Below are 26,280 nucleotides of genomic sequence, written 5' to 3'. Positions count from 1 at the left end.
TCGGCTTCGCCGGGTGTCGTCAGCCTCCGCCGTTGCCTCGGGCCTGGTCGATAGCCGCCATCGCCGCTTCGAGGTCGGCCAGCGCCTCGCCTTCGGCGGCGTAGTTATCGGCATCCCGCGCGGCCAGCCAGCGATCCCACGCGTCAGACGCCTCCTGCAGCGCCTGGTCCAGCTCGGAGTCGGTACCACCGCCACCCGGCGGCGGTGGCTGGCCCTGGGTCGGCGGGGGTGACTCGCCGTCCTCCGGTGGCTGCTGTTCCTCCTCCTCCGGCGCGGGTGCGGTCTGCCCGGCTCCCTCACCGAAGATGTCGGCCAACGCCTCCTGGATGGTCGACCCGTACCCGACCTGATCGTTGAAGTACACGAGCACCCTCGCCAGCTGCGGGAACGCGTTCTCGTCACTTCGCTGGATATAGATCGGCTCCACGTACAGTAATCCGCCCGCCACCGGCAGTGTCAGCAGATTGCCGTTTCGCACGTCGACATCCGTGTTACCGAACAGCGTTCTGTCCTGGGTGAACTCGTCAGTCGTCTGGAACGTGTTCTGCACCTGCACCGGGCCCTCGGTTTGACCCTGTGTCGTGGGAAGTCTCAGCACGCTGATCTTCCCGTACTCATCCCAGTCCGATGACACCGAGACCCATGCGGCCAGGAACTGTCGTTGCAGCAGCGTCATCGCGCTCTGCAACTGGAAGGTGGGTTCCTCCTGGCCGGGCGCCTGCGCCAGCACGTAGTACGGCGGCTGCTTCGCCGCGTTGGCGTCCGACGCGTTCCCCGCCGTCGGGTCGGGGGCGACGTCCCAGAAGGTCTGCGTGCGGTAGAACTCCTGCGCGTTGTCCACGTGGTACCGCTGGAGCAGTTCCCGCTGGACCTTGAACATGTCCTCCGGATAGCGGAAGTGACTCTTCAGCTCGTCGAACTTGCCGGTCGTGTCGTTCAGCAGCTCGTGGCTGACCGTGCCGGGAAAGACGTTCTCCCACGCCCTGAGCACCGGGTCCTTGTCGTCGATCGCGTGCAGCGTCACGGTGCCGTCGTAGGCGTCCACGACCGCCTTGACCGAGTTGCGGATGTAGCTGATGTCCCGGTCTTCCTGCCTGGCCACGCCGGTGAGTGCGTCCGCGGTCGCCTCGCCGAGCGGTGTCTGCTTGGAGTACGGGTAGTTGTCCAGCGTCGTGTACCCGTCGACGATCCACTTGATGCGTCCGTCGACCACCGCCGGGTAGGGGTCCCCGTCCACGGTCAGCCAGGGGGCGACCTTCTCCACCCGGTGCCGCGGGTCCCGGTCGTACATGATCTTCGAGTTCTCGTCGATGTCCCCGTTGAAGAGGATGTTCCGCTCACCGTAGTGCGCGAAGAACACGAACCTGTCGAAGAAGTTGTCGAGAGGCACCCCGCCCGCGCCCTCGTAGCTGTAGTTGCTGTCGGTCGGGGTGTCGTACTCACCCCGGGCGTTGACGATGGCGTAGTCGGGATCGGCGAACAACTCGCCGTAGTAGACCCGGGGTTGTTCCACCGGGATGTTCATCTCGGCGTCCCGCTCGAGCGCCTGCACGTCGCTGACCTCGAAGACCGGGTATCCGCCCTGGTTGCCGCTACCGGCGCTCTCCGAGTCCTCCGTGTTGAACGCCCGGTCGATCTTGTTGGCCGGCGCCGCGACGAAGCCGTTGCCGTGGGTGTAGACCATCCGCTGGTTGATCCACGACCGCTGGTTCTCCGCCAGACCGTTGGTGTTGATCTCGCGGACGGCGACGATGTAGTCCTGCACCTTGCCGTCGACCTCGTACCGGTCGATGTCGAGCTTCTCCGGGAAGCCGTAGAAGTTCTCGCCACTGACGCGCTGGGTGAAGGTCGGGGACAGGATGTTCGGGTCGAGCAGTCGGAGGTTCGGCACCGTGCCCGTGTCTTCGCGGACGAGCTGTGCGGTCTCGTCCGCGGTTCCGTCCGGCCTGCCGTCGTAGTCGGTGTACTCGACGTGCTCCTCGGTCAACCCGAACGCGTTCCTGGTCGCCACGAGGTTTCGTTCGATCGACTCCTCTTCCTTCTCCGCGGCGTTCGGCTTCACCGAGAACTGCTCGAGCACCGCGGGCCAGGCCCATCCGACGAGGATGCTGGACAGGATCAGCAGCACGATCGCGATCGCGGGCAGCTGCAGGTTGCGCACGAACGCGCCGACGAAGAAGGCCACCGCGCAGAACCCGGCGATGAACATCAGGATGAGCTTCGCCGGCAGCACCGCGTTGAGGTCGGTGTAGGTGGCGCCGTCGAACAGTTCGTTGCGGTTGGAGAACAGCAACTCGTACCGGTCGAAGAAGTAGTCGATGCCGAGGATCACGACGAACACGCCAGCGGTGATCGACAGCTGCACCCGTGCCGGTACCGAGAAGTTGTCACCCCTGGTGCCGAGGCGGATGCCGCCGAACACGTAGTGGGTGACCACGGCGCCGATCAGCGAGATGATCACCGCGACGTAGAGCCAGGTGATCAGCCAGGTGATGAACGGCAGGGAGAAGGCGTAGAAGCCGATGTCCTTGCCGAACTCCGGGTCGGTGGTGCCGAACGCGGTGCCGTTGAGCATCAGCTGCACCGGCTGCCAGTCCGCCTGGCCGGTCGCGCCGGCGATCAGGCCGACGACCACCGGGATGCCGATGCCGAACAACCGCACCCGCTGCACGATCGTCGAGCGGTACCTGGCCAGCGGGTCGTCCGCGCCGGAGACCGGCACGAACACCGGCCGGCTGCGGTAGGCGATGGTCAGGCTGACCGCGAGCAGTCCGCCGACCAGCACGGCTATGGCGAAGAACAACACGATCCTGGTGAGCAGGACCGTGGTGAACACCGACCGGAACCCCACCTCGCCGAACCACAACCAGTCGACGTAGGTGTCGAGCAGTCGGGCGCCCACGAGCAGCAGCAGGATGAGTGCACCCGCGATGCTGAGCAATATCTTGGCGCGTCGGGAAAGTTTTGGCATCCCGATCGGGGGCCGTGTGGCCACGGTGCACTCTCCTGGATCGCGTTCGTCAGCTCCGAGCGGACGGCACAAGGCTGTCCTAGATGTCCAACTCTATTCCGGCCCTGTCAGGTTCCCGTTCGGGTGTGCTGATTTGGTGATGGCGAGGATAGGTGAGGATGGTGCCCATGTCCGTCAGCCCCACCCAGCACCTGTCCGCGCTCACCCGTGAGGTCGAGGAGTTCGTGTCCTCGGCCGGGTGGAACCAGCCGCCCCAGCTGTTCGCCCTGGTTCCGACAGCGGAGTTGGTGGAGCGGGAACCCGAGCTGGCCGACCAGGTGGACCAGGGCGCGCCGCTGACCCCCGTGGCCCAGGACGCCCTGCCCGACGGCGACCTGGCCGACGCGCTGGCCGGCATCATGTGGCCGGAGGCCGTGCACGGCTGTGCGTTGGCGCAGGAGATCGTCGTGCTGCCCCCGGAGGCGGAGGCGACCCTGCCGACCGGTGACACCACCGCCGAGTCGGACGCCATGCGCCGCATCGCCGCCGAGCACCCCCGCCGCCGGGAGGCCCGCCTGGTCGCCGCGGTGCTGCGGGACGGCACGACCGCCTGCGTGCTCCGCCTCCGCGGCGGTCCCGACCAGGACGACGACGACATCGTCGAACACCCCGAACTCGCCCCGAACCTCACCGATGCCCTGCTGACGACCCTACGCTGACCCACCCGCCCAGCACTCGTTCCGAGCCGGAGTCATCCACAGGCTTCGGAGGTCGTCGAAGTTGTCCACAGCCCACGCCCGCGCACCCCCACCCGACGGCCATCACGGGATAGTGTGAATCTTGGGGTCCCCCTTGCCGGCACGGACAGGTCTGATCCTCGGCGTTTGCGATCGCACAACGTCCTGTCCCGGCCATCGCGGCCGGGACGTGGTCGGGCCGCGAGCCGTTCACCCGCGAGACGCGGCCGCGGGGCGGCGACTCAGCAGCTCGGCGGGGTCCGACCCGCCTCGAGGTCCTCCAACGCCTCCACCGCCGACGCCAGCGTGTCGACCTTCACCAGCCGCAACCCGTCCGGCGCGTCCGCCTTCGCCTCGGCGCAGTTGCTCGCCGGCACCAGGAACGTGTCGGCACCGGCCTCGCTCGCCGCCACCAGCTTGAACGAGATCCCCCCGATCGGCCCCACGTTGCCCTTGACGTCGATCTCCCCGGTGCCCGCGACCGTCCGGCCGTCCTCCAGCTGCCCCGGGGTCAGCTTGTCCACGATCGCCAGCGCGAAGATCAGGCCGGCGGACGGCCCGCCGACGTCCTCCAGGTGGATCGTCGTCTCGAACTCCACGTCCGCGCGGTCCACCGGGGCCAACCCCAGGAAGCCCTCCGACCGCTCCCCCGCGCCGAAGTCCGACGCGTTGCCGAGCTCGATCGTGCTGGTCCGGGGCGGCTCGTCACCGCGCTGGAACGTGATCGCCACCTGGTCCCCCGGCTTGGTGTCCCGCAGCGCCTCCGACACGTCCTCCTGCACGGCGATCTGGCTGCCGTTCACGCTGAGCAACTGGTCACCCGGTTCGAGCACGCCGTCGACCGGCGCACCACGAGTGATCTCCTGCGCGACCACCTGCACCGGGTAGTCCAGGTACCGCAGGGCGGCCACCTCGGCGGCGCTCTGCGAGTTCTGGAACATCTTCGTGTTCTCCTGCTCCAGCTCCTCCTCGGTCTGCCCGGGGCCGAAGTAGACGTCCCTCGGCTGGAGCGCGTACCGGCCGCTGACCCACAGGCCGAGCGCGCCGAACAGGCTGATGTCGTCGCTCACCGACACCGTGGTCATCCGCAGCTGGCCGCTGGTCTCGTAGGTCTCCTCGCCGTCGACCTGCACCACGGCCTGGTCGTTCACCCGGCCGAGGGTGTCGTAGGTCGGACCGGGACCGATCGAGACGTACGGCACCCGCACGAGCCCACCGACCAGGCCGAGCACCGCCGCGATCGTGAAGCTGAGCACGATCGTCCAGCCCCGCCTGGTCAGGCGCGGGCCGGATCGCTGTTCGGGTGCGGCGGGGGACTGCGTGGTCGGTGCGTCGCTCACGATCGAGAGGGTACGGCCTGTTCTCGCCGAGCGAATCACCGCGCGTCACCGATCGGCCCGTGCCGCGTACCGTGTGAGGTATGACCGAGTTTCCCTTCGGCTTCGGACCGCCGAACCCTGAGGACCGTGACAAGAAGGACTCGTCCGGCCAGGGCGGGCAGGAGAACCCGGCCGAGGCGTTCAACCAGCTCGGCCAGATGCTGAGCCAGCTGGGCCAGATGCTGAGCCAGGCGGGGAACTCCGCCGGCCCGGTCAACTACGACCTGGCCAAGCAGATCGCCCTGCAGAAGCTCGCCGGCCAGCCCGGCTTCGGGCCGCCGCCCGACTCGGTGAACGCGGTCAAGGACGCGGTGCACCTGGCCGAGATGTGGCTCGATCCGGTGACCATCCTGCCGGCCGGTGCCACCAGCTCCCGCTCGTGGACCGCGCGTGACTGGGTCGAGCACACCCTGCCCACCTGGCAGCGACTGTGTGACCCGGTGGCCAGGCAGGTGTCCGGCGCGTGGGTGGAGGCGCTGCCAGCGGAGGCCAAGGAAGCCGCCGGCCCGCTGCTGTCGATGGTCGGCCAGATGGGCGGCATGGCGTTCGGCTCGCAGCTGGGCAACGCGCTGGCCCAGCTCGGGTCCGAGGTGCTGACCTCCACCGACATCGGCCTGCCGCTCGGCCCGCCGGCCACGGCGGCGCTGGTGCCGGCCAACATCGAGGAGTTCACCAAGGGCCTGGAGCGCCCGAGCAGCGAGGTGATGGTGTTCCTCGCCGCGCGGGAGGCCGCCCACCAGCGGTTGTTCGCACACGTGCCGTGGCTGCGGCAGCGCCTGCTCGCCACCGTCGAGGAGTTCGCGAGCGGCATCCGGGTGGACACGTCCGCGCTGGAGCAGCTGGCCACCCAGGTCGACCCGACCAACCCGGCGTCCATCGAGGAGGCCATGAAGTCGGGCATGCTCGAGCCGGAGACCACGCCCGAGCAGCAGGCGGCCCTCAAGCGTCTGGAGACGCTGTTGGCCCTGGTCGAGGGTTGGGTCGACGTCGTCGTCGGGGACGCGGTGACCAACCGCCTGCCCGGCGCGGAGGCCATGCGCGAGACCCTGCGCCGCCGCCGCGCCAGCGGAGGTCCGGCGGAGCAGACGTTCGCCACGCTCGTCGGCCTCGAGCTGCGGCCCCGGCGGTTGCGGGCGGCCGCGTCGCTGTGGCGCCTGGTCGGCGACCGGCACGGCCTGGAGGTCCGCGACGGCGTGTGGGCGCACCCCGACCTGGTGCCGACGGCCGACGACCTGGACGAGCCGATGGACTTCGCCGACCGTCTCGCCGGTGCGTCCGCCGGCGGCGACCCGATCGACGACCCGATCGCGGCGATCGAGCGCACCGAACGGGCCGAGCGCGAGGACGACGACAAGTAGCTCCTTGGCGGGGGTGCGGGCCTCGTACCGCACCCCGCGCTGGACTCAGTCCTCTCCGGTGATCCCCCAGCCGGCCGCCGCGGACAGGCCCTCGAGGTAGCCGATGGCCCGGTCGGTCCTCGGGTAGTCCCGCACCAACTCCCAGAACCTGGCGTTGTGCGCGGGCACCAGCAGGTGGGCGAGTTCGTGCACGAGCACATAGTCCAGCACCCAGGACGGCACCTCGCGCAGGTGCTCGCTGACCCGGATGGAGCCGTCGGAGGGCGTGCACGACGCCCAGCGGGTGCGCATCGGCGCCACCCACCGCACGCTCGTCGGCTCGGCCCGGCCGTTCAGGTGTTTCGCGGACAGCTCACGGCACCGGCGAAGCAGGGTCGCGTCGGACTGCTTCGTCGGTGGCCGGCGCTTGGTCTCGCCGCGTAACAGCTTCCGCTGCATCTCGGCGACCCAATGCGCCTCCTCGGCCTTCGACAGCCGAGCGGGGATCAGCACTACCAGCGTGTCGCCTTCGCGATACGCGGTGACGGTGCGGGTGCGGCGCTTGCTCCTCCGCACCTCGACGCGGGTTTTGGACACGGTAGTCACGTTACGACCAAGCACCGACATCGCGGGAGCACCGATCCACAGATTTGCGGGAACGTGTCGAGCCTGTGGACAACCGTTTGGGGACGGACCGCCGGACGGGCAGCCTCGAAGCATGGAATCCACTCTGCCCAGGCGCCCACGCGCCATCCCTGACCTGCGGATACTCCGCCGCGGCCCGCACGAGGTGCAGGTCGGCCTCGACCCTCGGCTCGCCGCCGTGCTCACCGCACTGACCGAACCCGTGGTCGCCGCCCTGCAGCGGCTCGCCGGCAACCGCGACGTCGACGAGCTCGTCGCCGAGCACGGCCCCACGATGCGCAACGCGCTCATCGCGCTGACCACTCGCGGCCTGGTCGAGGACGCGTCCAGACAGCCGGTTCCGCTACCGGGGCGGCTGGCGGGCGACCGGGCCGCCGCCGCGATGCGGGCAGCCGCCGACCTGGATCACGGTCCGGACGCCCCGAGGACGGCTCCGGTCCGCCATGACGAACCGGCCGTTCGGCGCGGGTACGCGGTCACCGTGCGCGGCGACGGGCGGCTGGCGGTGTCGGTCGCCTGCCTGCTCGCCGCGGCCGGTGTCGGCTGGGTGCACGTGGAGGCCACCGGCACGGTCCGCCCCGAGGACACCGGCACCGGGTACCGGCCCGAGGATGTCGGCCGTCGGCGCGGCACCGCCGCCAGGAACGCGGTCGCGCGGGTGGACGCCGGCGTGCGCACCACGGCGTTCCGCGCCGATCGCCGCCCCGACCTGGTGATCCTTACCGACACGCTGGTGCACGAACCGGCCTGGGTCACCGCGCTCAACGAGGCGAACGTGCCGCACCTGAACGCGCGGATGCGCGACGGCATCGGCATCGTCGGTCCGTTCGTCGTGCCCGGCCACACCAGCTGCCTGTTGTGCGCCGACCTGCACCGGTGCGACCTCGACGAGTACTGGCCGAGGGTCGCGCTGCAGCTGGCCGGGCAGGTGCAGCTGGCCGACCTGGCGAGCACCCAGGCGACCGCCGCGTTCGCGGCCACCCAGGCGTTGGACGGGCTGAGCTGGCTCAGCGGCTCGGCCACAGCGCCGCGCACCTGCGAGGCGACCGTCGAGCTCGACCTGGGAGCCGCCGCGGTCCGACACCGCAGCTGGATCCCACACCCTTCGTGTTCGTGCGGTTCCTCACGATGCTGCTCCGATGTTGCTGCGAACACCAACGAGGAGTTGAGACAATCGAGGGCGTGACGGAGATGCCTCGAAAGACCGCGGCCCGCACGGCGCGGCTCGCCAGCATCCCGCTCGGAGTCGCCGGCCGAGCGGTCGGCGGCTGGGGTAAACGCCTGGCCGGGCAGAACGCCGAGCAGGTGAGCGCCGAACTGTCCGCGCGGACCGCCGAGCAGCTGTTCGCCGTGCTCGGGCAGCTCAAGGGCGGCGCGATGAAGTTCGGCCAGGCCCTGTCGGTGTTCGAGGCCGCGGTGCCGAACGAGATGGCCGAGCCGTACCGCGAGGCGCTGACGAAGCTGCAGTCCGCCGCCCCGCCGATGAGCGGCCAGACCACCCGCCGGGTGCTCACCGAGCAGCTGGGCCGCTCCTGGCGCGACCGGTTCTCCTCGTTCGACGAGACCCCGGCCGCGGCCGCCAGCATCGGCCAGGTGCACCGCGCGGTTTGGCACGACGGCCGCGAGGTCGCGGTGAAGGTGCAGTACCCGGGCGCGGACGAGGCGCTGCTGTCCGACCTGCGGCAGCTGCAGCGGTTCAGCCGGCTGTTCCAGATGCTGGTGCCGGGCACCGAGGTCAAGCCGCTGCTGCAGGAGCTGTCGGACCGGATGAGCGAGGAGCTCGACTACCGGTCGGAGGCGGCGAGCCAGCGCGCGTTCGCCAAGGAGTTCGCCGGCGACCCGCACACGCTCGTGCCCAGGGTCGTGGCGAGCGCACCGAAGGTGCTGGTCAGCGAGTGGGTGGACGGTCGCCCGCTGGCGTCGGTCATCCGCGACGGCAGCCGGGCCGAACGCGACCGCGCCGGGTACCTGCTGGCGGAGTTCCACTACTCGTCGCCCGCGCGGGTCGGCATGCTGCACTCCGACCCGCACCCCGGCAACTTCATGCTGACCGACGACGGCCGCCTGTGCGTGATCGACTTCGGCGCGGTGGCGCGCCTGCCCGAGGGCCTCCCCGAGGCACACGGCCGGATGCTCCGGCTCGCGCTCGACGGCGAGTCGTGCGCGCTGCTCGACCTGCTGCGCGCCGAGCAGTTCGTGCGGCCCGACCAGGAGCTGAACGCCGATCACGTGTACGCGTACCTGGCGCCGTTCGTGGAGCCGGTGCGCACCGAGACGTTCCACTTCACCCGCAGGTGGATGCAGAAGCAGGCGCTGCGGGTCGGTGACACGCGCGGCCAGGACTTCCGCACCGGCCGGTCGCTGAACCTCCCGCCGCAGTACCTGCTGCTCCACCGCGTGCTCGGCGGCTCGACCGGCATCCTCTGCCAACTGGACGCCGAGCTCCCCGTCCGCGATCTCATGGCCCGCTGGCAACCAGGTTTCAGCACGTAGACAGGGGTCTCCCCAACCAATCGGTACATTCGCTCCGCCGAGTTGTCCACAGCCTCGCGCCCACCCTGGCCCCACCCCAGAACCCGGCCGATGATCGAGGCATGACAAACCCCGCCCATGCCCGACACCGCCCCGCCGCCCCCGACGCGGTGATCCGCAGCGCCGACCTCCGCGCCTCCGGACTCACCCAGCACGCCATCGCCGTCAGATGCCGTCCCTCCGGCCCCTGGCAACGCCTGCTACCCGGCGTGGTCCTGCTCTCCAACACCCCGCCGACCCGACGCCAGCGCGTTCGCGCCGCCCTCACGTACGCGGGTGCGGAGGCCGTCCTCACCGGCACCGACGCCATCACCGCCCACGGCGTCCCCGTGCCCCAGAGCGACGAGGTCCTGGTCCTCGTGCCCGCCGCCCGCCGAGCAACCAGCCGCTCGTACGTGACGGTCGAACGCACCACCCGCCTCCCCACGCCCGTCCGCCGCAACGGCCTACCCACCGCTCCCCTGGCCCGGGCCACCACCGACGCCGCCCGCCACGAACGCGACCGCGAGCGCCTGAGAACCACCCTGTTCGCTCCCGTCCAAGCCGGCAGCTGCACCATCGCCGACCTGCGACAGGAGCTGAACGTCGGCAACCAACGCGGCAGCGCGGGCCCCCGAGCCCTACTCGCCGACAAGGACCACGAGGTGGTCCCCTTCATTCAGGCCCTGGCCACCCGGCTGCTCCGTTCCGCCCCACTCCCCCCGCCACGCTGGCAGGTCCCCCTCCACACCGCGAAAGGAACGAAACTGGGCGTAGCGGACGCATGGTGGCCGGAAGCGGGTCTGGCCTGGAACCTCGGCGCCCAGCACCACCCCCTCCCGACCACCGAACAAGCGAAACCGCTCCTGGCGGCCGCCGGCATCACCGTCCTCCACACCGACCCGGCCCGCCTGAGTACCCACCCCACCGACGTCGTCGCAGAACTGGTCGACGCCTTCACCTACGCCAGCAAGAACCCCCACCGCCGATAACCGCCCTCACGACCACCAGTTCCCACCACTCCGAGGCCAGATTCGCCAACCATCCCCCGACACCACACCGACAACCGAGCTACCAACAAATCAAGCCCATCTCCACCCAGAAAGCGCCCGCCCAGCAAACTTCGTCATCGATACAAGAGACCCACACCAAACCCAAAGATGGGTCCGCGTGGCAAAGCCTGACAACCACTCAACACGATGTCCACGATTGATCAAAACCCCACGGATTGCGATCCATGAACACGATTCCCCAACTGCCACCATTCCAATAGACGCCAGCCCCCCGAATCGAATGAACAACTTCAACCTCATCCCAACAACCGACCACCTCCCTCCGCACTGGCCTCCGCACCTCCTTCACGAAAGGTCACGAAGAAGCCGATGACATCCACCGTCCACCACACACGTCGGCACCAGGCTCACGCGCCCAGCGGCCACCCCGATCCATCGCGTCACCAGCAAAGGACCCATCGACACGACCCAGGTAACAAAGCTTCACCGCTCCGACCGACGCACCCGTCGCTGATTCAAACGGCAAGATCGATGGCCTCGCCGTGGTGGAGGCCACGGCCACGCCACAGGGCCGCTTTGCCGAACGCGCCGCCGTCGCTGCTGGTGCGCATTTTCTGAAATCGGGGGTGGTCAGGCTTCGGCCGCTACGCCATTAGGCCGGCCTCCACCATCACGGAGTTTGCCGTCCTCTGGCCAGGGGCGCAGCTCGAGAACCCGCACGGCTCGCATTTGTCGACGACGAGGTCGTTGAGGACACCCGCCGGTCTCGATCAGTGCGGACGCGATGGCCGCCGCGCGAGCCCAGCGAGTCGGATTTCCTCGCGCCACAGCTCGGCGTAATTGCTCTGCGCGTCGATCACCAAGGACCGTCGACAACACCGATCCGGTCGAACCCGAACCACGGAGTCAGCATGATCACCAGTACTCGGAAGGCAGTTTCCCCTCGATGTCACGAACATGCGTCCGAGCGCATCCCGGGCACAGCCAGCGCGGGCCTCGCCGGTCGTTCTCCATGCTCCACGCGAGCGCCTCGGCCGGTGGCGAGTCGGCTCGCGATCGTCCGCAGCGTTCACATATCGGGGGTTCCTGGGAGCGGTCCGCCATGACGCGTCATCGTACGTCAGGCACTTCTCCGTCCCAGATGGACGGTCGTGGCGGAGAGCAGGAACACGTCGTCGCGCCTGGCGACGTACGCCTCGTCGGCCGGGTCCAACAGCCGCCGCACCACGGCGCGGTCCGGCTCGTCGAGGTACTCCTCGGCGGCGCTCGACACGCGGTTCAGCCAGTCCACAACGGACAGACGCACCAGTTCGTCCGCCGGTGCCGGCAGGTCCGTGAGGTAGCTGAACGACGACGTGTCGACCAGCCCGGCGCCGTCGAGCGCTCTGGTCCATCCGACGGGCAGGCGTACCGCGCCCGGCATCTCCGCCCGCATCCGGGCGAACCACGCGTTGCCGGCGGCGGTCAGCCGATCGCCGAGCCCCGGCTCGCCGAGTCCGACGTCCCACGGCAGGCACTCGGTCCGCAACCCGCCCTCGGACAGCGCCAGCCACCCGCCCGGCGCCAACGTGGTCGCCAACCGGTTGATCGCCCGCTGCTGGTCAGGCAGGTGATGCACGACGCGTGACGCCCACACCAGATCCGCCGACGGCAACACCGAGGCCAACCCCTCGTCGGCCGCGTCGACCGACACGGCGTCGACCCGCACCCGCTCACCGGCGACCGCACGGACGTGCTCACTGGCGGCCGACAGCAACGCGTCCACCGCGTCGGCCAGTACCACCCGCCCGCCACCACGCTCAGCGAGCACGGCGGCGAAGGCGGCACCCATGCCGCCGGCACCCGACCCCACGTCCACCACGACAGGAGGCTCAGCACGAGAAGCCAACATCCCGACCAATCGCTCGGCGACCCGCCGGTCAACCGCCGCCGAAACCTCGTCGGCCCGTCGAAGCGCGGTGAGCCGCTCGTCCCAGTCGATCCCGTCGTGCGTGTGCGCCATTCCCGCGAGCCTAAACGCTCGCCGACAAGATGCGGAGGAGGTGATCACCTCGAGAACGTGATGACCCGATCGTCACCGGTACCGGAGGCGGGTGTCACGAACACGGCTAGAAGGCGCTGATGTTCTTGGCGCGTTCGCGACGGGTGAGGGCGCTGACCACCGCTGCCTGGCCGTGCCGGCGGACGGCAAGGCGCACGAGCAGGTCGCGAACCGGCGCGAAGGCCGGCTCGGGGAACTCGGGGGGCGGCAGCGTGAGGCTCACGGCGAGGTCGGTGGAGTGGACGACGATCTCGAGCAACCGTGTGTGCAGGAAGTCGTGGCGACGGAGAGCCCAGCCCTGCCACGGGACGGGGACGATCTCCTGGGCGCTGCCGTTGCGCAGGCAGCGCGTCGCCCTGGACAGGTCGTCGTCCAGACGGTCGAGCATCCAGGCACGGCTGAGGCTTGCTTCGGCGTCATCGTCGTGGCGGTCGTTGGCGGGGTCGGCGAGAGAGGAGGCGGTGACCCAGGCGGCGCGCGCGTAGTGCTCGTCGACCGAGGTGAGGACGGGCAGTGTCGTGGGTGTGACGAGCAGCTCGGCAACGCGGGTGACCTGGCGGGCCAGGTGACAGGCCAGGGCTCCGACCGACATCTCGGGTAGCGCGCTGGGCTCCGTCCAGCCTCCGCTCACCGGGTCGGTGCGGAGGAGGTCCGCCGCCACGGCGGCGCCGGCAAGGAACGCCTCGTCGAGGTTCTCGCTTTCTGCTCTGCCCATGGAGGCAGCTTGGCACGGCTCCGGGCCGGATGCGGAACGGCGAACCGCCCGCCTCCCCGGGGCGGGGTGACGGGCGGTTCGCCGTTCGGTTGGGGCTCAGGCCAGTTCTTGGGCTCGTTCGGCGCGGCGGGCGGCCCAGGCGGACAGCCGTTCCCAGCGCCTGACGGAGCTCAAGCGGCGGACCAGGCGGTACTCTCGCGCAGCCTGTTCCGCCTCGCGCATTCGTTCTCTGGCGAGATTTTCGTAGATCAACATTGTCTTCGAACCCTTCGGGCGGATGTCGTTCATGTGGTTGTTGTGCTGGTCGAACACGGCCGGGTTCATGCGGCTGCCTCCTGGGCGCGTGCGGCCCGCTCGGCCGCCTCACGAGCAACGTCCTCCTTGCGCGGGCGGCCCCTCGGCCGCTTGCGGGCGATCACCACGCCGCGCTCGAAGATCTCGCCGCCCCAGACACCCCACGGCTCCTGCCTGGCCAACGCGCCGGCGAGGCACTCGTTCCGGACCGGGCAGTCCAGGCAGAGCCGCTTCGCCTGCTCGAGGTCGGCGGGGGTGTCGGCGAACCACAGGTCGGGGTTGTCGCTCGACCGGCAGGGCAGGTCGAGGCCGGCCGACGGCGCGACGTCGAGCAGGTCGCTCACGCCGGGCCCCTGGCCGAGCAGTTCCGGAGGTGCCCCACCTTGCAGCGGGACAGTCGCGGTACTCATCAGTGGGAACTCCAGTTCTCTCATCGCGGTTTTTCTTGCCATACCTCAAAAAACACGAAGGCCGCGGATCCGATTACGGGTCCGCGGCCTTCGTGAGCCTGGCGACTTGACGTGGCGTCAAGTTCTGCGCTCGCGAGTTAAAGCGGACGGGTCGGACAGGTAATCGACGGCGGCGATCGGCGCCTGGACGCGGACGGTGGTGGCGGCGGTGATGGTGACGACGGCGGAGATGCGCTCGCGGCGCACCGGCTTCATCGCGTGGACACACTTCACCTGCGGCATCTGCGCGAGAAACGCTCCACTCACCGGGAACGCACCAGTGGCCCCGGACACGGGGAGGCCAGGGGTCCGCATCAACGTGATGTTCTCCACGACTGGCCACCTCCTCCGAAGATCTCGGGCGCTTCTGTCCTGCCTGTGCAGGCTATTCGCCCACACCACAGGCGTGCAACAGGTTTTTCGGTACTTCCCTCTGGAGCGTTACGGGTCACACCCCAGGACGCAGCAACGCGAGCACCTCGCTGCCGAACTTGTCCAGTTTGGTCGCCCCGATCCCGGCAATCGACACCAAAGCCGACGCGTCCGCCGGCCGCTGCTCGGCGATCGCCATCAGCGTCGCGTCGGTGAACACCACGTACGCGGGCACCTTCAGCGCCCGCGCCCGCTTCGCGCGCCACTCCCTGAGCCTGGCCAGCAGCTCCTCGTCCAGGTCGGCCGGGCAGGTCGCGCACCGGCCGAGCTTCGTCGCCACCGCGTTGATCAGCGCCGCACCGCACACCCGGCAGCGCGCGGCCGCCGCGGGCCCGGTCGCCGCACCGCCCGCCCGGCGGGCCCTGGTCAACCGCGCGGTCGGGTGCTCCTCCGGAATCAGGCCGTAGAGGAACCGGCTCCGCCTACGCGGCCGCCGGTTGCCGTCACCCCGGGACAGCGACCACGACAGCGCCAGGTGCCGGCGCGCCCGCGTCACCCCCACGTACAACAACCGCCGCTCCTCCTCGACCGCCGCGTCGTTGCCGTCCGCGTGCTGGATCGGCATGGTCCCCTCGACCAGCCCGACCAGGAACACCGCGTCCCACTCCAGCCCCTTCGCCGCGTGCAGCGACGCCAGCGTCACCCCCTCGACCGTCGGCGGGTGCTGCGCCCGCGCCCGTACGTCCAGCTCGACGACGTACTGCGCCAGGTCCGCGCCCTCGACGTGGCTCGCCAGCTCCTCCGCCAGCTCGACCAGCGCCAGCAGCGACTCCCACCGCTCCCGCGCCGCGCCCCCGGCCGGCGGCTCCGGCGACAACCCGAGCGGCTCCAGCAGCTCACGCACGACCTTCGGCAGCTCCCCCGTCGGCGCCGACCCGGCCGCGGTACGCAGCGCGGCCATCGCCTGCCGCACCTCCACCCGCGCGAAGAACCGCTCGCCGCCGCGCACCAGGTACGGGATGTCCAGCTCGGACAGCGCCTGCTCGTAGGCCTCCGACTGCGCGTTCACCCGGTAGAGCACCGCGATTTCGCTGGCTGGCGTCCCCGCGTCGATCAGCTCCCCGATCCGGCGGGCCACCGCCGCCGCCTCGGTCGGCTCGTCCTCGAACTCGGCGAACGACGGCTCCGGGCCGGACTCCCGCTGGCCGACGAGCTTGAGCCGCGACCCAGCCGGCCGGTCCCGCGCGGCCCCGATCACCCGGTTGGCGAGCGACACCACCTCCGGCGTCGACCGGTAGTCCCGCTCCAGCCGCACCACCGCGGCGTGCGGGAACCGGCGGGTGAAGCCGAGCAGCGGCCGCGGCGACGCACCGGCGAACGAGTAGATCGTCTGGTTCGCGTCGCCGACCACGGTCAGGTCGTCCCGGTCGCCGAGCCAGGCGTCCAGCACCCGCTGCTGCAGCGGGGTGACGTCCTGGTATTCGTCGACCACGAAACACCGGTACCGGTCGCGGAACTCCTCGGCCACCGCCGCGTGCTCGTCCAGCGCGGCCGCCGTGTGCAGCAGCAGGTCGTCGAAGTCCAGCAGGTTCGCCTTGGCCTTCAGCGACTCGTACCACCGGTACACGCTCGCCACCTGCTCCGCCGGCGCCGGCGACGCGCGCCCGGCCCGCCCAGCCTCCGCGACGTAGTCGTCCGGGGCGACCAGCGACGCCTTGGCCCACTCGATCTCGGTGGCCAGGTCACGCAGCACCTCGGACTCGGTCCCGACCCCGGCCCGGTGCGCGGCCTGGCTGACGATCCGCAGCTTGCCGTCGAGCAGGTCCCACTGCGGACCGCCGACCACCCTCGGCCAGAAGTACCGCAGCTGCCGCAGCGCCGCCGCGTGGAAGGTGCGGGCCTGCGCGCCGTGCACGCCGAGCCCGCGCAGCCGGGTCCGCATCTCCCCGGCGGCACGCGCGGTGAACGTCACCGCGAGCACCTGCCCGGGGGCGACGTGCCCGGAGTGGATGAGCTGCGCGACCCGGTGCACGATCGTGCGGGTCTTGCCGGTGCCCGCGCCGGCCAGCACGCAGACCGGGCCGCGGGGTGCCCGCACCGCGGCGAGCTGCTCCGGGTCCAGACCGGCGAGCAGAGTGTCCGCCGGTTCCCCATGCGCTACCTGCCGCCCAACCATGGAGGGCATCCTGACAGACCGAGGTGATCGAGTCGGGGACGGACACGGACACGGCCCGACCGAGGGGTAGGCGGGGCCCGTATCCTGTACTTATGGCGCAGAAGCAGGACAAGGCGGCCGCCGCCGAGGCGAAGAAGGCTCGGAAGGCGGCGTCGAAGGCCAAGCGGCAGCAGCTCTTCCAGGCGTTCAACATGCAACGCAAGGAGGACAAGGCGCTCATCCCGCTGATGGTCGCCGCGTTCCTCGTGGTGACCGGCGTGGTGTTCGGCATCGGCTGGCTGCTCGGCGTGCAGTGGTTCCTGCTGCCGGTCGGCATCGCGTTCGGCCTGCTCGCGGCGGTGATCCTGTTCGGGCGCCGGGTGCAGCGCAACGTCTACGCCAAGGCCGACGGCCAGCCAGGTGCCGCCGGCTGGGCGCTGGACAACATGCGCGGCCGCTGGCGCGTCACCTCGGCCGTGGCCGGCACCACCCAGGGCGACTTCGTGCACCGCGTGCTCGGGCGCCCGGGCGTGATCCTGGTCGCCGAGGGCGCGCCGCACCGGGTGAAGTCCCTGCTCGCGCAGGAGAAGAAGCGGGTGTCCCGGGTCGTCGGCGACACCCCGATCTACGACTTCGTCGTCGGCAACGACGAGGACCAGGTCCCGCTGCGCCGTCTGCAGAACCGGCTGATGAAGCTCCCGAACAACCTCAAGCCGGTGCAGATCGACACCCTGGAGAAGCGGATGTCGGCCCTCGCGCAGCGCGCCGCCGGTCCGCAGATGCCGAAGGGTCCGATGCCGCAGGGCGCCAAGATGCGCAGCGTCCAGCGCGCCATGCGCCGGCGTTGACCAGCGGACACAATCAAAGATCCGTACTTCGTGCCAGCATTGGCCAGCATCGAAAAGGAGGAGCCGTGATCGCCATGCCCAGGCCCGCACCTGAGCCAGCCCATTCGCTCCATCCGCTGACCATCGCGGAGTACGCCGAGCTGGGTGAGACCGAGCACGGTTACACCGAGCTCGTAGAAGGCCGCCTGCTCATGTCGCCCAGTCCCACGTTTCACCACAACCGCGCACTCGGGCGCCTCCACGTGCAGCTGTCGCAGCAACTCCCCGCCGACCTCGAAGCGATTCCCGAACTCGACGTCGACCTCGAACTGACCGCGCCCGATGAGCCAGGGCACAGCCGCAGGCCCGACATCATGGTGGTGAAGGAGGAAGCCGGCAAGCGGATCGCGGACGAAGGTGGGCTCGTTCGCGCGTCCGAGGTGATCCTCGTTGTCGAGATCGTCTCGCCCGGTTCCCGACGCACGGATCACGTCGACAAACGTCGCGAATACGCGGACGCCGGCATCCCGCACTACTGGATGCTCGACATCGACTACCCGCCTGCTATCACCGCGTGCCACTGGACCGAAGAGTTCGGCTACCAGGACGACCAGGTCACGACCGGGATCTTCCGGACCCGGTCGCCGTTTTCGTTCGAGGTCGACCTCGGACGGCTGCGCTAGCGGGTTCGGACCACGATCGTGCCGACGGCGCGGTCGTGGAGGCCGCGGCCGTTGGCGTCGGCGAGGGCGGCCGGGAGGATGATCGCGGTCAGCAGGGTCCTGGGGATCGCGCGCAGGGGGCCGACCATCGGTGTGCCGTCGAGGCGGACGACGCGCAGGCCGAGGGCGAACTTGCCCACCGTGAACCCGAACAGCGACACGGCCACCGCCGACACCACGAACCACACCAGCAGCGCCCAGTAGTTGAACGTCTGCATGACCTCCGGGCGCTGCACGTCCATCTCCACGAACAGGCTGGTCAGCAGGGCCGCGACCACGAGATCCAGCAGGAACGCGCCCAGCCGCACCCCCCGGCCGGCCACCGAGCCGACCCCCTCCTGGGGCAGGCCGAAGCGCTCCCCCGGCCACCGCTGCGACTCGTCGTCCGGGCCGTTGGCCGAGCCCGGCCCCGACAACCACGTTCCGGTCCACCTCTCGCTCACCCCTCCAGCGTACGGCCGGGTGCGCCACCGCCCGCCAACTGGCATGCTCAGGGGTTCGCACGCGGTCGTTAACATCCGCGAAACACGCGGGTGATGGTCGGGCAACACCGCACTCATAACTTGGCCGCGACGGCGTAGCCGGCCAGCGAGTTAAGGAGCCAACGAGCGTGTTCAACACTTCCGACGAGGTCCTGAGCTTCATCTCCGACGAAGAGGTGAAGTTCGTCGACGTCCGGTTCTGTGACCTCCCGGGCATCATGCAGCACTTCACCGTGCCGGTGCAGTCGTTCGACGAGGACACGATCAACGAGGGCCTGGCCTTCGACGGCTCCTCCGTGCGCGGCTTCCAGGAGATCCACGAGTCGGACATGCTCCTGCTCCCGGACCTGGCCACCGCGCGGCTGGACCCGTTCGTCAAGAACAAGACCCTCAACATCAACTTCTTCGTGCACGACCCGCTGACCCGCGAGGCGTACAGCCGCGACCCGCGCAACATCGCGCGCAAGGCCGAGGAGTACCTGACCGAGTCCGGCGTCGCCGACACCGCCTACTTCGGGCCAGAGGCCGAGTTCTACATCTTCGACTCGGTGCGCTTCGACTCCGCCGAGAACGGCTCCTTTCACGAGATCGACTCCGTCGAGGGCTGGTGGAACACCGGCGCCGACGAGCCGGGCGGCAACCGCGGCTACAAGACCAAGTACAAGAGCGGCTACTTCCCGGTCGCCCCGGTCGACCACTTCGCCGACCTGCGCGCCGACATCTCGCTGAAGCTCGCCGAGGCGGGCTTCACCGTGGAGCGCGCGCACCACGAGGTCGGCACCGCCGGCCAGGCCGAGATCAACTACAAGTTCAACACGCTGCTGCACGCCGCCGACGACCTGCAGCTGTTCAAGTACATCGTCAAGAACACCGCGTGGGCCGCCGGCAAGACCGCGACGTTCATGCCCAAGCCCCTCTTCGGCGACAACGGCTCCGGCATGCACTGCCACCAGTCGCTGTGGCGGGACGGCGAGCCGCTGTTCTACGACGAGTCCGGCTACGCGGGACTGTCCGACTCCGCCCGCCACTACATCGGCGGCCTGCTGCACCACGCGCCCAGCCTGCTCGCGTTCACCAACCCGACGGTGAACTCCTACCACCGCCTGGTGCCCGGCTACGAGGCGCCGATCAACCTGGTGTACTCGCAGCGCAACCGCTCGGCCTGCGTCCGCATCCCGATCACCGGCGACAACGCCAAGGCCAAGCGCATCGAGTTCCGCTGCCCCGACTCCTCCGGCAACCCGTACCTCGCGTTCTCCGCGATGGTCATGGCCGGCCTCGACGGCATCAAGAACAAGATCGAGCCGCCGACCCCGATCGACAAGGACCTCTACGAGCTGCCGCCCGAGGAGGCCAAGAACGTCGCCACCGTGCCCGGCTCGCTGAACGCGGTGCTGGACAGCCTGGAGGCCGACCACGAATTCCTGCTCGAGGGCGGCGTGTTCACCCCCGACGTCATCCAGACCTGGATCGACTTCAAGCGCGAGCACGAGATCGACCCGCTGCGGCTGCGCCCGCACCCGTACGAGTTCGCGCTCTACTACGACGTGTGACCGCACGTCACCGGCCTCGGGCCGGCGGTCCTGGGGCAGCCCGGCCGCCGGCCCGTTTCGTCGGGGCTAGTCGCCCGCGGCGAGGACCTCGGCGCGGAAACCGGCCGCTTCGAGGACCGCCCTCGGGTCGGCGACCAGCTTGCGCGCGTCGAGGTCCATGACCCCGAGGACGCAGGTGACCTCGGCCGCGACCGTGCCGTCCGCCTTGGTGATCAGCGAGTCGACGGCGAACGTCTTGCCGGTGCCGAACTTCGCCTCGCAGGACACCTCGATCGACTCGTTGGCCCGCAGCTCCCGGCGGAAGTGCACCGTCGTGGACAGCAGGACCGGTGCCGCCCGCCCGCCGCGCATGTCCTCCCACTCGCAGCCGGCCGCCTGGAAGCCCGACATCCTGGCCACCTCGGCGTACTGGTGGTACACCGCGTGGTTCACGTGCCCGAGCGAGTCCAGCTCGTAGCTGCGCACGGTGAGAGGGATCCGATACGTCACCCGCCCACTGTATGAGCGTGGCCCGACAGTTCCGCGCGTTCGTGACCGACGGCTCAGTCCCGGCTCAGTCCTCCGTGAACAGCCGCTCCACCACGCTCCGCGCGCGCCGGGTGGTCCGCCGGTAGGAGTCGACGAACTGCCCCGGGTCCGGGTCCGTCGTCTGCCACAGCACGCCGGCCACCGCGACCAGGTCGCGGCCCGAGGTCGGCAGCTGGTCGGTGACCTTGCCGCGCACCACGGTCAGCGCGTTGCGGGTCCTGGTCGCCAGCAGCCACGCCTCCCGCAGCGCGGTCGCGTCGACCGGGTCGACCAGGCCGGCGTCCTCGGCCGCGCCGAGCCCCTCGATCGTCGACGTCGTGCGCAGCGCGGGCACCGCCGAGGCGTGCCGCAGCTGCAACAGCTGCAACGTCCACTCGACGTCGGCCAGGCCGCCCCGCCCGAGCTTGGTGTGCAGCGCCGGGTCGGCCCCGCGCGGCAGCCGCTCGGTGTCCACCCTGGCCTTGATGCGGCGGATCTCCCGCACCCGGTCGGCGTCCAGCCCGCCGTCGGGGTAGCGCAGCGGGTCGACCAGCTCGACGAACCGCGCGCCGAGGTCCTCGTCGCCGGCGATCGGGCGGGCCCGCAGCAGCGCCTGGGCCTCCCACACCTCGGCCCACTGGCCGTAGTAGGACCGGTAGGACTCCAGCGTGCGCACGATCGGGCCCTGCCGACCCTCCGGCCGCAGGTCGACGTCCACCTGCAACGGCGGGTCCTGGCTCGGCGCGCCGAGCAGCTTGCGCACGCTCTGCGCCACCCGCGACGCGTACTTCACCGCGTCGGAGTCCGCCACACCGTCGACCGGCTCGCACACGAACAGCACGTCGGCGTCGGAGCCGTAGCCCAGCTCGGCGCCGCCCAGCCGGCCCATGCCGACGACCGCGATCCGCGCCTGCCGGCCGGCGGCCACGCTCTCCGCCCGCTCGGCCGCCGCCAGCGTCGCGCGCAGCACCGCCACCCACACGCTCGACAGCGCGTGGCACACGGTCAGCACGTCCATGAACCCCAGCAGGTCCGCCGACGCCACCCGCAGCAGCTCGTGCCGGCGCAGCGACCGGGCCGCGGCGACCGCCTCGCCGAGGTGGCTGTGCCTGGCCACCGCCTGGCGCAGCGAGGTGGCCACCTCGGCGGTGTCCCGGCCGGCGAGCCGGTCCGGGTCGCCGAGCAGCCGCAGCACCTCGGGGGCCCGCACCACCAGGTCCGGCACCAGCTTCGACGTGCCGAGCAGCACCGCGAGCCGCTCGGCGACGGCCGCCTCGTCGCGCAGCACCCGCAGGTACCAGTCGGTGCCCGCCAGCGCCTCGGACACCCGCCGGTAGGCCAGCAGCCCGCCGTCCGGGTCGGGGGTCTCGGCCAGCATCTCCAGCAGCGCCGGCAGCAGCGTGCCCTGGATCGCCGCGCGCCGGGACACCCCGGTGGTCAGCGCCGCGATGTGCCGCAGCGCGCCGTCCGGCGCGGCGTAGCCGAGCGCGGCCAGCCGGGCCTGCGCGGCCGACGGCGACAGCCGCAACGCCTCGCCCGGCACCCGGGCCACGGCCTCCAGCAGCGGGCGGTAGAACAGCTTCTCGTGCAGCCTGCGGACCCGCCGCACGTGCCGGCGGTACTCCTCGAGCAGGATCTGGTCCGCGCCCCGGCCCCGGTCCGGCCGGATGCCGGCGGCACGGGCGAGCCGGCGCAGCTCGTCGCGGTCGGACTCGGCGGGGAACACGTGCGTGCGGCGCAGCTTCTGCAGCTGCAGGCGGTGCTCCAGCATGCGCAGGAAGCGGTAGGACTCCCCCAGCTCGGCGGCGTCGGTGCGGCCGACGTAGCCGCCCCCGCCGAGCGCGGCCAGGGTGTCGACGGTGGAGCGGTGCCGCAGCGACTCGTCGTTGCGGCCGTGCACGAGCTGCAGCAGCTGAACGGCGAACTCGACGTCGCGCAGGCCACCCCGGCCCAGCTTGAGCTCCCGGTCAGCCAGCTCCGCTGGCACGTGGTCCTCGACGCGGCGGCGCATCGCCCGCACGTCGTCGACGAAGTTGTCCCGGTCGGCCGCCGCCCAGACGTGTGGTTCGACCACGTCCAGGTACTCCTGACCCAACTCGGCGTCACCGGCGAGCGGGCGAGCCTTGAGCAACGCCTGGAACTCCCAGGTGCGGGCCCAGCGCTCGTAGTAGGCGGCGTGCCCGTCGAGCGTGCGGACCAGCGGACCGGCCTTGCCCTCGGGCCGCAGGGCCGCGTCGACCTCGAAACACGCCTGGCCCGCGACCCGCAGCATGGTGCTGGCCAGGCGGGTCGCGACGTCCAGGTCGCCGTCGCCGACGAACAGCACGTCGACGTCGCTGACGTAGTTCAGCTCGTGGCCGCCGCACTTGCCCATGGCGATCACGGCCAGCCGGCACGCCTTCCTGGCGTCACCCACCTCGGTGGCGGCCACCGCGAGCGCGGCCCGGATCCCGGCCTCCGCGAGCGTGGTCAGCCGGGTGGTGGTCGCGGTGTAGCCGGGAGCCGGCAGGTCCCGCTCGACCAGGTGGCCGAGGTCGTCGGCGGCGATCTCCAGCAGCAGCCCCCGGTAGGCGGCGCGCAGCGCGCGGACCGCGTCCGAGCCCGTCAGCGCCGCGGTGCCGTGCTCGTCGGCCTCGACGGCCTCCAACAGCACCCTGGTGTAGTCGGCAACCGAGTGCTGCCGGTCGGTGAGCAGCCGCCGCCACTCCCCCGGCCGGGCGATGACGAAGTCGGCCAGCGCGCTGGACGCCCCGAACACGGCGAGCAGCCGGCCGCGCAGCCCCCGGTCGGTCGCGACCGCGCGGTCGACGGCCGACCAGCCGTCCTCCTCGGCGGCACGCAGCCGGTCGATCGCGAGCAGCGCCAGGTCCGGGTCGGGCGCGCGGGACAGGCCGACCATGCTGGCCTCGTGGTCCGGCGCCGGCCCGGTGTCGGACCACCAGCCAGCGGCGCGCAGGTACTCGGCGGCGCGGTCGTCGGTGAGCCCGTACCTGGCGATCGAGGGCGTCGAGCGGACGGGGTCGGCCATGCCGGCGCTCAGTGCCCGAGCAGCGGCAGCTGCGGGCGCGCGGCCGCGTCCAGCTCACCGGCCGCGAGGCGGACGAACCGCTCGGCCACCGGTCGCCAGGTCTCCTCGAGGTCGGCGTGCAGCCGGTCGAGCCGCTCGACGGTCAGCGCGTCCGGGCGTGCGAACTCGACCGGCTCCGGGTTGTCGCGCGCCCAGGCGAGCACGGTGTCGGTGGTGGTCTCGATGTGGAACTGGAAGCCGTAGCCGCACCGGCCGACCCGGAACGCCTGGTTCGGGTAGCGGGCGGCGGAGGCCAGCAGCTCGGTGTTCGGCGGCAGCCGGTCGACGACGTCGGAGTGGAAGTGCAGCACGTCCGGCATCAGCGGCAGTTCGGCGAGCAGCGGGTCGGTCCAGGCCGCGTCCCGCTTGGCGACCACGTCCGGGCCGACCTCGGGGCCCTCGTCGCCGACGCTCACCCCGCCGCCGGCGGCGACCGCGAGCAGCTGGGCGCCGAGGCAGATCGCGAGCGTGGGGACCTGCCGGGTGACGGCGTTCGCCAGCAGCCGCCGGACGTCGGCGAGCCACGGATGGTCGAAGTCGTCGTTGGCGCCCATGGCGCCGCCGAGCACGACGAGCCCGGCATAGCCGTCGAGGTCGGCCGGCAGCCGGTCGCCGTAGATGCCGTTGCCGTTGCCGTCGTTGCCGTCGTTGCCGTTGCCGTTGCCGTCGTTGCCGTCGCCGTCGCCGTCGCCGCCGCCGTCGCCGTTGCCGCCGGGGGTGACGACCCGCGGCTCGGCGCCGGCCGCGGTGAGCCAGTCGCCGAGCGGGCCGAGCGGGTCCGACGGGTCCGGCTGGATCACGAGCACGCTGGTCACGGCTCCAGGGTAGTCACGCGCCGCCGAGTCGGAACGGGGCGGTGAACGCGATCTCCGCGATGTCGGACACCGGGCGGTAGCCGATCTTCTGGTAGATCGAGTTGGACGTCGGGTTCGCCAGATCCGTGAACAGCAGCACGTGCTCGGCACCGGCGTCGAGCGCCCAGCGGGACGCGGCCGCGGTCACCGCCGAGCCGTAGCCGTGGCCGCGCTGGTCGTGCGGGGTGTAGACGGGTCCGATGCGGGACATGCCCGCGACGGGTGCGCTCGCCCCGGCCCACGACACGGTCCGGTCGTCGTGCTCCCACAGCACCAGGGCGTCGCCGATCTCCAGGTACCGGCGCAGCTGGCGTTCGAAGTCGTGTGGATGCTCGTGGCCGACCGCCTCGCGCAGGAACGCGCGCCGCCACTCGACCAGCAGCGGGAGGTCCGCCTCCGTGGCCAGGCGCGCGCGGCCGGGCACACCGGGCGGACGCAGGTCGCCGAGGCCGTAGAGCCGGCCGGCCATCACCTCGCGGGTGGCGGCACCGGTGTGCGCGGCCCAGGCCGCGGCGAACGCCTCGGACAGTTCGCGCGGGCCGTTGACGCCCGGCAGGTCCGGGTCGACCTGGTGCAGGCGCGCGGCCGCTGCCGGGGCGGCGTCGGCCGGCAGACCGCTGACGATCAGCGGCCAGGGCGGAGTCCGCAGCGCCACACCGTGCAGGCGGCCGTCGTGGTGGGCGGTGAGCATGACCGGGACCGGCCGGTCGCCGTCCAGGTTGTTGTCGTCCTCCACGAACCGCCGGATCACGGTGAGCGCGAGCGTGTGCCGCACCGGGTCGGCCGAGTACAGGTCGCCGTACGCGGCGCGGAACTGGCGCGGGTCGTCGTACACCTGGACGTCCATGGCCATACGGTGGCCCGCCCACCGGTGACCGGTCCAGCGAATTAGCCGGCCTGCTCCTGGTCACGGCGGTACGACTCGAACCAGTCGACGAGCGCGTCCGGGTGGCCGAGGGCCAGCAGGTGCCCGCCGGGCATCTCGTCCGGGACGACGCCGAGCCGGTCCTTGGCGACCCGGCGGGCGAGTTCCAGCGGGAACAGCCGGTCGTCCCGGCCCACCACCACGCGGGTCGGCACGTCCGGCCACGCCTCCAGCGGCCACGGCTGCCCGAAGATGCTCTCGGCCTGCGCCGGCACCCCGTGGTCGAGCACCGCGACGACGACCTCGCGCGGCACGTCATGCATGAACGTGGTCAGCACGTCGAAGGTGGCGTTCGGGTCACGTCCCGCACGCTCGTCCAGTTCGCGCTGGGCCCGCGGCTGCCCGGTGTTGTCCCACCACTCGGCCGGCGTCTCGCCCGGCGCCGGGATCATCGGCGCGACCAGCACCAGCTGGGCGACCGAGAGCCGCTGGCACACGATCGGCGCGGTGTAGGCACCCATCGACTGCCCGACGACGACCAGGTCCGACCGGTGTCCCACCGTGTCCGCCACGGCCTGCACGACGGTGTCCGCGTAGTCGGCGAAGGTCGCCTTCTCGTCCCCGATCGGCAGATCGGGCGCGACGACGTCGTGACCGAGCTCGGTGAGCAACGGGATCACCCGATGCCAGTAGAACGCGTCGGAAGCTCCGTGGATGAGTACGTAGGTCGCCACGCGCCCACCCTTCCGCAGAAGCCCCGAAAAGCCAACAGGCCCCCCGGCGAAACCGGGGGGCCTGTGGCAAA

Annotated in this window: 23 protein-coding genes; 8 read left to right on the top strand and 15 right to left on the bottom strand. The window is 71.0% G+C overall.

The window, feature by feature from the left end:
- Positions 1–19: 19 nt before the first annotated feature.
- Complete coding sequence (locus JT362_RS34550; protein ID WP_260196153.1) at positions 20–2,995, bottom strand: UPF0182 family protein; 2,976 nt, start codon at positions 2,993–2,995, stop codon at positions 20–22.
- 143 nt (positions 2,996–3,138) lie between these two features.
- On the opposite strand from JT362_RS34550, the gene JT362_RS34545 reads away from it, so the two are divergent.
- Entirely contained in the window at positions 3,139–3,669 is a 531-nt protein-coding gene (locus JT362_RS34545; RefSeq protein ID WP_260196152.1) for a PPA1309 family protein, read from the top strand.
- A 260-nt stretch (positions 3,670–3,929) separates the two neighbouring features.
- Here the strand turns inward: JT362_RS34545 and JT362_RS34540 are convergent, their stop codons facing one another.
- On the bottom strand, positions 3,930–5,027 hold the full coding sequence (locus JT362_RS34540) for a YlbL family protein (protein WP_260196151.1): 1,098 nt from the start codon (positions 5,025–5,027) through the stop codon (positions 3,930–3,932).
- Between the two features lie 80 nt (positions 5,028–5,107).
- Between JT362_RS34540 and JT362_RS34535 the strand changes: the two genes are divergently transcribed.
- The gene (locus tag JT362_RS34535; protein ID WP_260196150.1) at positions 5,108–6,424 is read left to right on the top strand and encodes a zinc-dependent metalloprotease; all 1,317 of its coding nucleotides are present in this window, start codon (positions 5,108–5,110) and stop codon (positions 6,422–6,424) included.
- Positions 6,425–6,469: 45 nt separating this feature from the next.
- On the opposite strand, the gene JT362_RS34530 is transcribed toward JT362_RS34535, so the two are convergent.
- The gene (locus tag JT362_RS34530) at positions 6,470–7,030 is read right to left on the bottom strand and encodes a M48 metallopeptidase family protein (RefSeq protein ID WP_260196148.1); all 561 of its coding nucleotides are present in this window, start codon (positions 7,028–7,030) and stop codon (positions 6,470–6,472) included.
- Positions 7,031–7,121: 91 nt separating this feature from the next.
- Between JT362_RS34530 and JT362_RS34525 the strand changes: the two genes are divergently transcribed.
- The 3 genes from JT362_RS34525 (at position 7,122) to JT362_RS34515 (ending at position 10,551) form a co-directional block, all read left to right on the top strand.
- Entirely contained in the window at positions 7,122–8,234 is a 1,113-nt protein-coding gene (locus tag JT362_RS34525) for a ThiF family adenylyltransferase (RefSeq protein WP_260196147.1), read from the top strand.
- A 5-nt stretch (positions 8,235–8,239) separates the two neighbouring features.
- Positions 8,240–9,541, top strand: coding sequence for an ABC1 kinase family protein (locus JT362_RS34520; RefSeq protein ID WP_260196168.1), 1,302 nt, complete (start codon positions 8,240–8,242; stop codon positions 9,539–9,541).
- 101 nt (positions 9,542–9,642) lie between these two features.
- Positions 9,643–10,551, top strand: a complete 909-nt coding sequence (locus JT362_RS34515; RefSeq protein WP_260196146.1) for a hypothetical protein — start codon at positions 9,643–9,645, stop codon at positions 10,549–10,551.
- Positions 10,552–11,692: 1,141 nt separating this feature from the next.
- Here the strand turns inward: JT362_RS34515 and JT362_RS34505 are convergent.
- The 6 genes from JT362_RS34505 to JT362_RS34480 form a co-directional block, all read right to left on the bottom strand.
- The gene (locus JT362_RS34505; protein ID WP_260196144.1) at positions 11,693–12,574 is read right to left on the bottom strand and encodes a class I SAM-dependent methyltransferase; all 882 of its coding nucleotides are present in this window, start codon (positions 12,572–12,574) and stop codon (positions 11,693–11,695) included.
- A gap of 106 nt (positions 12,575–12,680) precedes the next feature.
- Positions 12,681–13,328, bottom strand: coding sequence for a maleylpyruvate isomerase N-terminal domain-containing protein (locus tag JT362_RS34500; RefSeq protein ID WP_260196143.1), 648 nt, complete (start codon positions 13,326–13,328; stop codon positions 12,681–12,683).
- A 96-nt stretch (positions 13,329–13,424) separates the two neighbouring features.
- Positions 13,425–13,652 (bottom strand): hypothetical protein, encoded by a 228-nt coding sequence (locus JT362_RS34495; protein WP_260196142.1) that lies wholly within the window; start codon positions 13,650–13,652, stop codon positions 13,425–13,427.
- The gene (locus JT362_RS34490) at positions 13,649–14,032 is read right to left on the bottom strand and encodes a WhiB family transcriptional regulator (protein WP_260196141.1); all 384 of its coding nucleotides are present in this window, start codon (positions 14,030–14,032) and stop codon (positions 13,649–13,651) included. Before JT362_RS34490 ends, JT362_RS34495 begins: the two co-directional genes overlap by 4 nt.
- Positions 14,033–14,149: 117 nt before the next feature.
- Entirely contained in the window at positions 14,150–14,404 is a 255-nt protein-coding gene (locus tag JT362_RS34485) for a hypothetical protein (RefSeq protein ID WP_260196140.1), read from the bottom strand.
- 115 nt (positions 14,405–14,519) lie between these two features.
- Complete coding sequence (locus tag JT362_RS34480; RefSeq protein ID WP_260196139.1) at positions 14,520–16,619, bottom strand: ATP-dependent DNA helicase UvrD2; 2,100 nt, start codon at positions 16,617–16,619, stop codon at positions 14,520–14,522.
- A gap of 92 nt (positions 16,620–16,711) precedes the next feature.
- Between JT362_RS34480 and JT362_RS34475 the strand changes: the two genes are divergently transcribed.
- Both JT362_RS34475 and JT362_RS34470 read left to right on the top strand, forming a co-directional pair.
- The gene (locus JT362_RS34475; RefSeq protein ID WP_260196138.1) at positions 16,712–17,446 is read left to right on the top strand and encodes a DUF4191 domain-containing protein; all 735 of its coding nucleotides are present in this window, start codon (positions 16,712–16,714) and stop codon (positions 17,444–17,446) included.
- Positions 17,447–17,520: 74 nt separating this feature from the next.
- Positions 17,521–18,108: a Uma2 family endonuclease gene (locus JT362_RS34470; protein WP_260196167.1), complete on the top strand. Its 588-nt coding sequence runs from the start codon at positions 17,521–17,523 to the stop codon at positions 18,106–18,108.
- Here JT362_RS34470 and JT362_RS34465 read toward each other — a convergent pair.
- On the bottom strand, positions 18,105–18,590 hold the full coding sequence (locus JT362_RS34465; RefSeq protein ID WP_260196137.1) for an RDD family protein: 486 nt from the start codon (positions 18,588–18,590) through the stop codon (positions 18,105–18,107). The two genes, JT362_RS34470 and JT362_RS34465, sit on opposite strands and share 4 nt — an antisense overlap.
- Positions 18,591–18,757: 167 nt before the next feature.
- Between JT362_RS34465 and glnA the strand changes: the two genes are divergently transcribed.
- Positions 18,758–20,182: a type I glutamate--ammonia ligase gene (gene glnA / locus JT362_RS34460; RefSeq protein WP_260196136.1), complete on the top strand. Its 1,425-nt coding sequence runs from the start codon at positions 18,758–18,760 to the stop codon at positions 20,180–20,182.
- A gap of 66 nt (positions 20,183–20,248) precedes the next feature.
- Here glnA and JT362_RS34455 read toward each other — a convergent pair whose 3' ends face one another.
- The 5 genes from JT362_RS34455 to JT362_RS34435 form a co-directional block, all read right to left on the bottom strand.
- Positions 20,249–20,671, bottom strand: a complete 423-nt coding sequence (locus tag JT362_RS34455) for an acyl-CoA thioesterase (protein ID WP_260196135.1) — start codon at positions 20,669–20,671, stop codon at positions 20,249–20,251.
- A gap of 64 nt (positions 20,672–20,735) precedes the next feature.
- Positions 20,736–23,717 (bottom strand): bifunctional [glutamine synthetase] adenylyltransferase/[glutamine synthetase]-adenylyl-L-tyrosine phosphorylase, encoded by a 2,982-nt coding sequence (locus tag JT362_RS34450; protein WP_260196134.1) that lies wholly within the window; start codon positions 23,715–23,717, stop codon positions 20,736–20,738.
- Positions 23,718–23,725: 8 nt separating this feature from the next.
- Complete coding sequence (locus JT362_RS34445) at positions 23,726–24,571, bottom strand: type 1 glutamine amidotransferase (protein WP_260196132.1); 846 nt, start codon at positions 24,569–24,571, stop codon at positions 23,726–23,728.
- Positions 24,572–24,584: 13 nt separating this feature from the next.
- Positions 24,585–25,457 carry a GNAT family N-acetyltransferase gene (locus tag JT362_RS34440; protein WP_260196131.1) on the bottom strand — a complete coding sequence of 291 codons (873 nt, stop codon included), beginning with the start codon at positions 25,455–25,457 and terminating at the stop codon, positions 24,585–24,587.
- Positions 25,458–25,498: 41 nt separating this feature from the next.
- Positions 25,499–26,209, bottom strand: a complete 711-nt coding sequence (locus JT362_RS34435) for an alpha/beta fold hydrolase (protein WP_260196130.1) — start codon at positions 26,207–26,209, stop codon at positions 25,499–25,501.
- Between the last annotated feature and the right edge of the window lie 71 nt (positions 26,210–26,280).

The organism is Actinophytocola gossypii, assembly GCF_025165815.1.
Classification (GTDB): Bacteria; Actinomycetota; Actinomycetes; order Mycobacteriales; family Pseudonocardiaceae; genus Actinophytocola; species Actinophytocola gossypii.
The sequence above is the reverse complement of the archived record's forward strand: the minus strand, read 5'-3'. Positions and strand labels throughout refer to the sequence as shown.

What these genes read in the sequence shown, in the direction of transcription:
- JT362_RS34545 (WP_260196152.1), top strand. Translation starts at nt 3,139, where the DNA reads ATGTCCGTCAGCCCCACCCAGCACCTGTCCGCGCTCACCCGTGAGGTC.
- JT362_RS34535 (WP_260196150.1), top strand. Translation starts at nt 5,108, where the DNA reads ATGACCGAGTTTCCCTTCGGCTTCGGACCGCCGAACCCTGAGGACCGT.
- JT362_RS34530 (WP_260196148.1), bottom strand. Translation starts at nt 7,030, where the DNA reads ATGTCGGTGCTTGGTCGTAACGTGACTACCGTGTCCAAAACCCGCGTC.
- JT362_RS34525 (WP_260196147.1), top strand. Translation starts at nt 7,122, where the DNA reads ATGGAATCCACTCTGCCCAGGCGCCCACGCGCCATCCCTGACCTGCGG.
- JT362_RS34520 (WP_260196168.1), top strand. Translation starts at nt 8,240, where the DNA reads ATGCCTCGAAAGACCGCGGCCCGCACGGCGCGGCTCGCCAGCATCCCG.
- JT362_RS34515 (WP_260196146.1), top strand. Translation starts at nt 9,643, where the DNA reads ATGACAAACCCCGCCCATGCCCGACACCGCCCCGCCGCCCCCGACGCG.
- JT362_RS34505 (WP_260196144.1), bottom strand. Translation starts at nt 12,574, where the DNA reads ATGGCGCACACGCACGACGGGATCGACTGGGACGAGCGGCTCACCGCG.
- JT362_RS34500 (WP_260196143.1), bottom strand. Translation starts at nt 13,328, where the DNA reads ATGGGCAGAGCAGAAAGCGAGAACCTCGACGAGGCGTTCCTTGCCGGC.
- JT362_RS34495 (WP_260196142.1), bottom strand. Translation starts at nt 13,652, where the DNA reads ATGAACCCGGCCGTGTTCGACCAGCACAACAACCACATGAACGACATC.
- JT362_RS34490 (WP_260196141.1), bottom strand. Translation starts at nt 14,032, where the DNA reads ATGAGTACCGCGACTGTCCCGCTGCAAGGTGGGGCACCTCCGGAACTG.
- JT362_RS34480 (WP_260196139.1), bottom strand. Translation starts at nt 16,619, where the DNA reads ATGGTTGGGCGGCAGGTAGCGCATGGGGAACCGGCGGACACTCTGCTC.
- JT362_RS34475 (WP_260196138.1), top strand. Translation starts at nt 16,712, where the DNA reads ATGGCGCAGAAGCAGGACAAGGCGGCCGCCGCCGAGGCGAAGAAGGCT.
- JT362_RS34470 (WP_260196167.1), top strand. Translation starts at nt 17,521, where the DNA reads ATGCCCAGGCCCGCACCTGAGCCAGCCCATTCGCTCCATCCGCTGACC.
- JT362_RS34450 (WP_260196134.1), bottom strand. Translation starts at nt 23,717, where the DNA reads ATGGCCGACCCCGTCCGCTCGACGCCCTCGATCGCCAGGTACGGGCTC.
- JT362_RS34440 (WP_260196131.1), bottom strand. Translation starts at nt 25,457, where the DNA reads ATGGACGTCCAGGTGTACGACGACCCGCGCCAGTTCCGCGCCGCGTAC.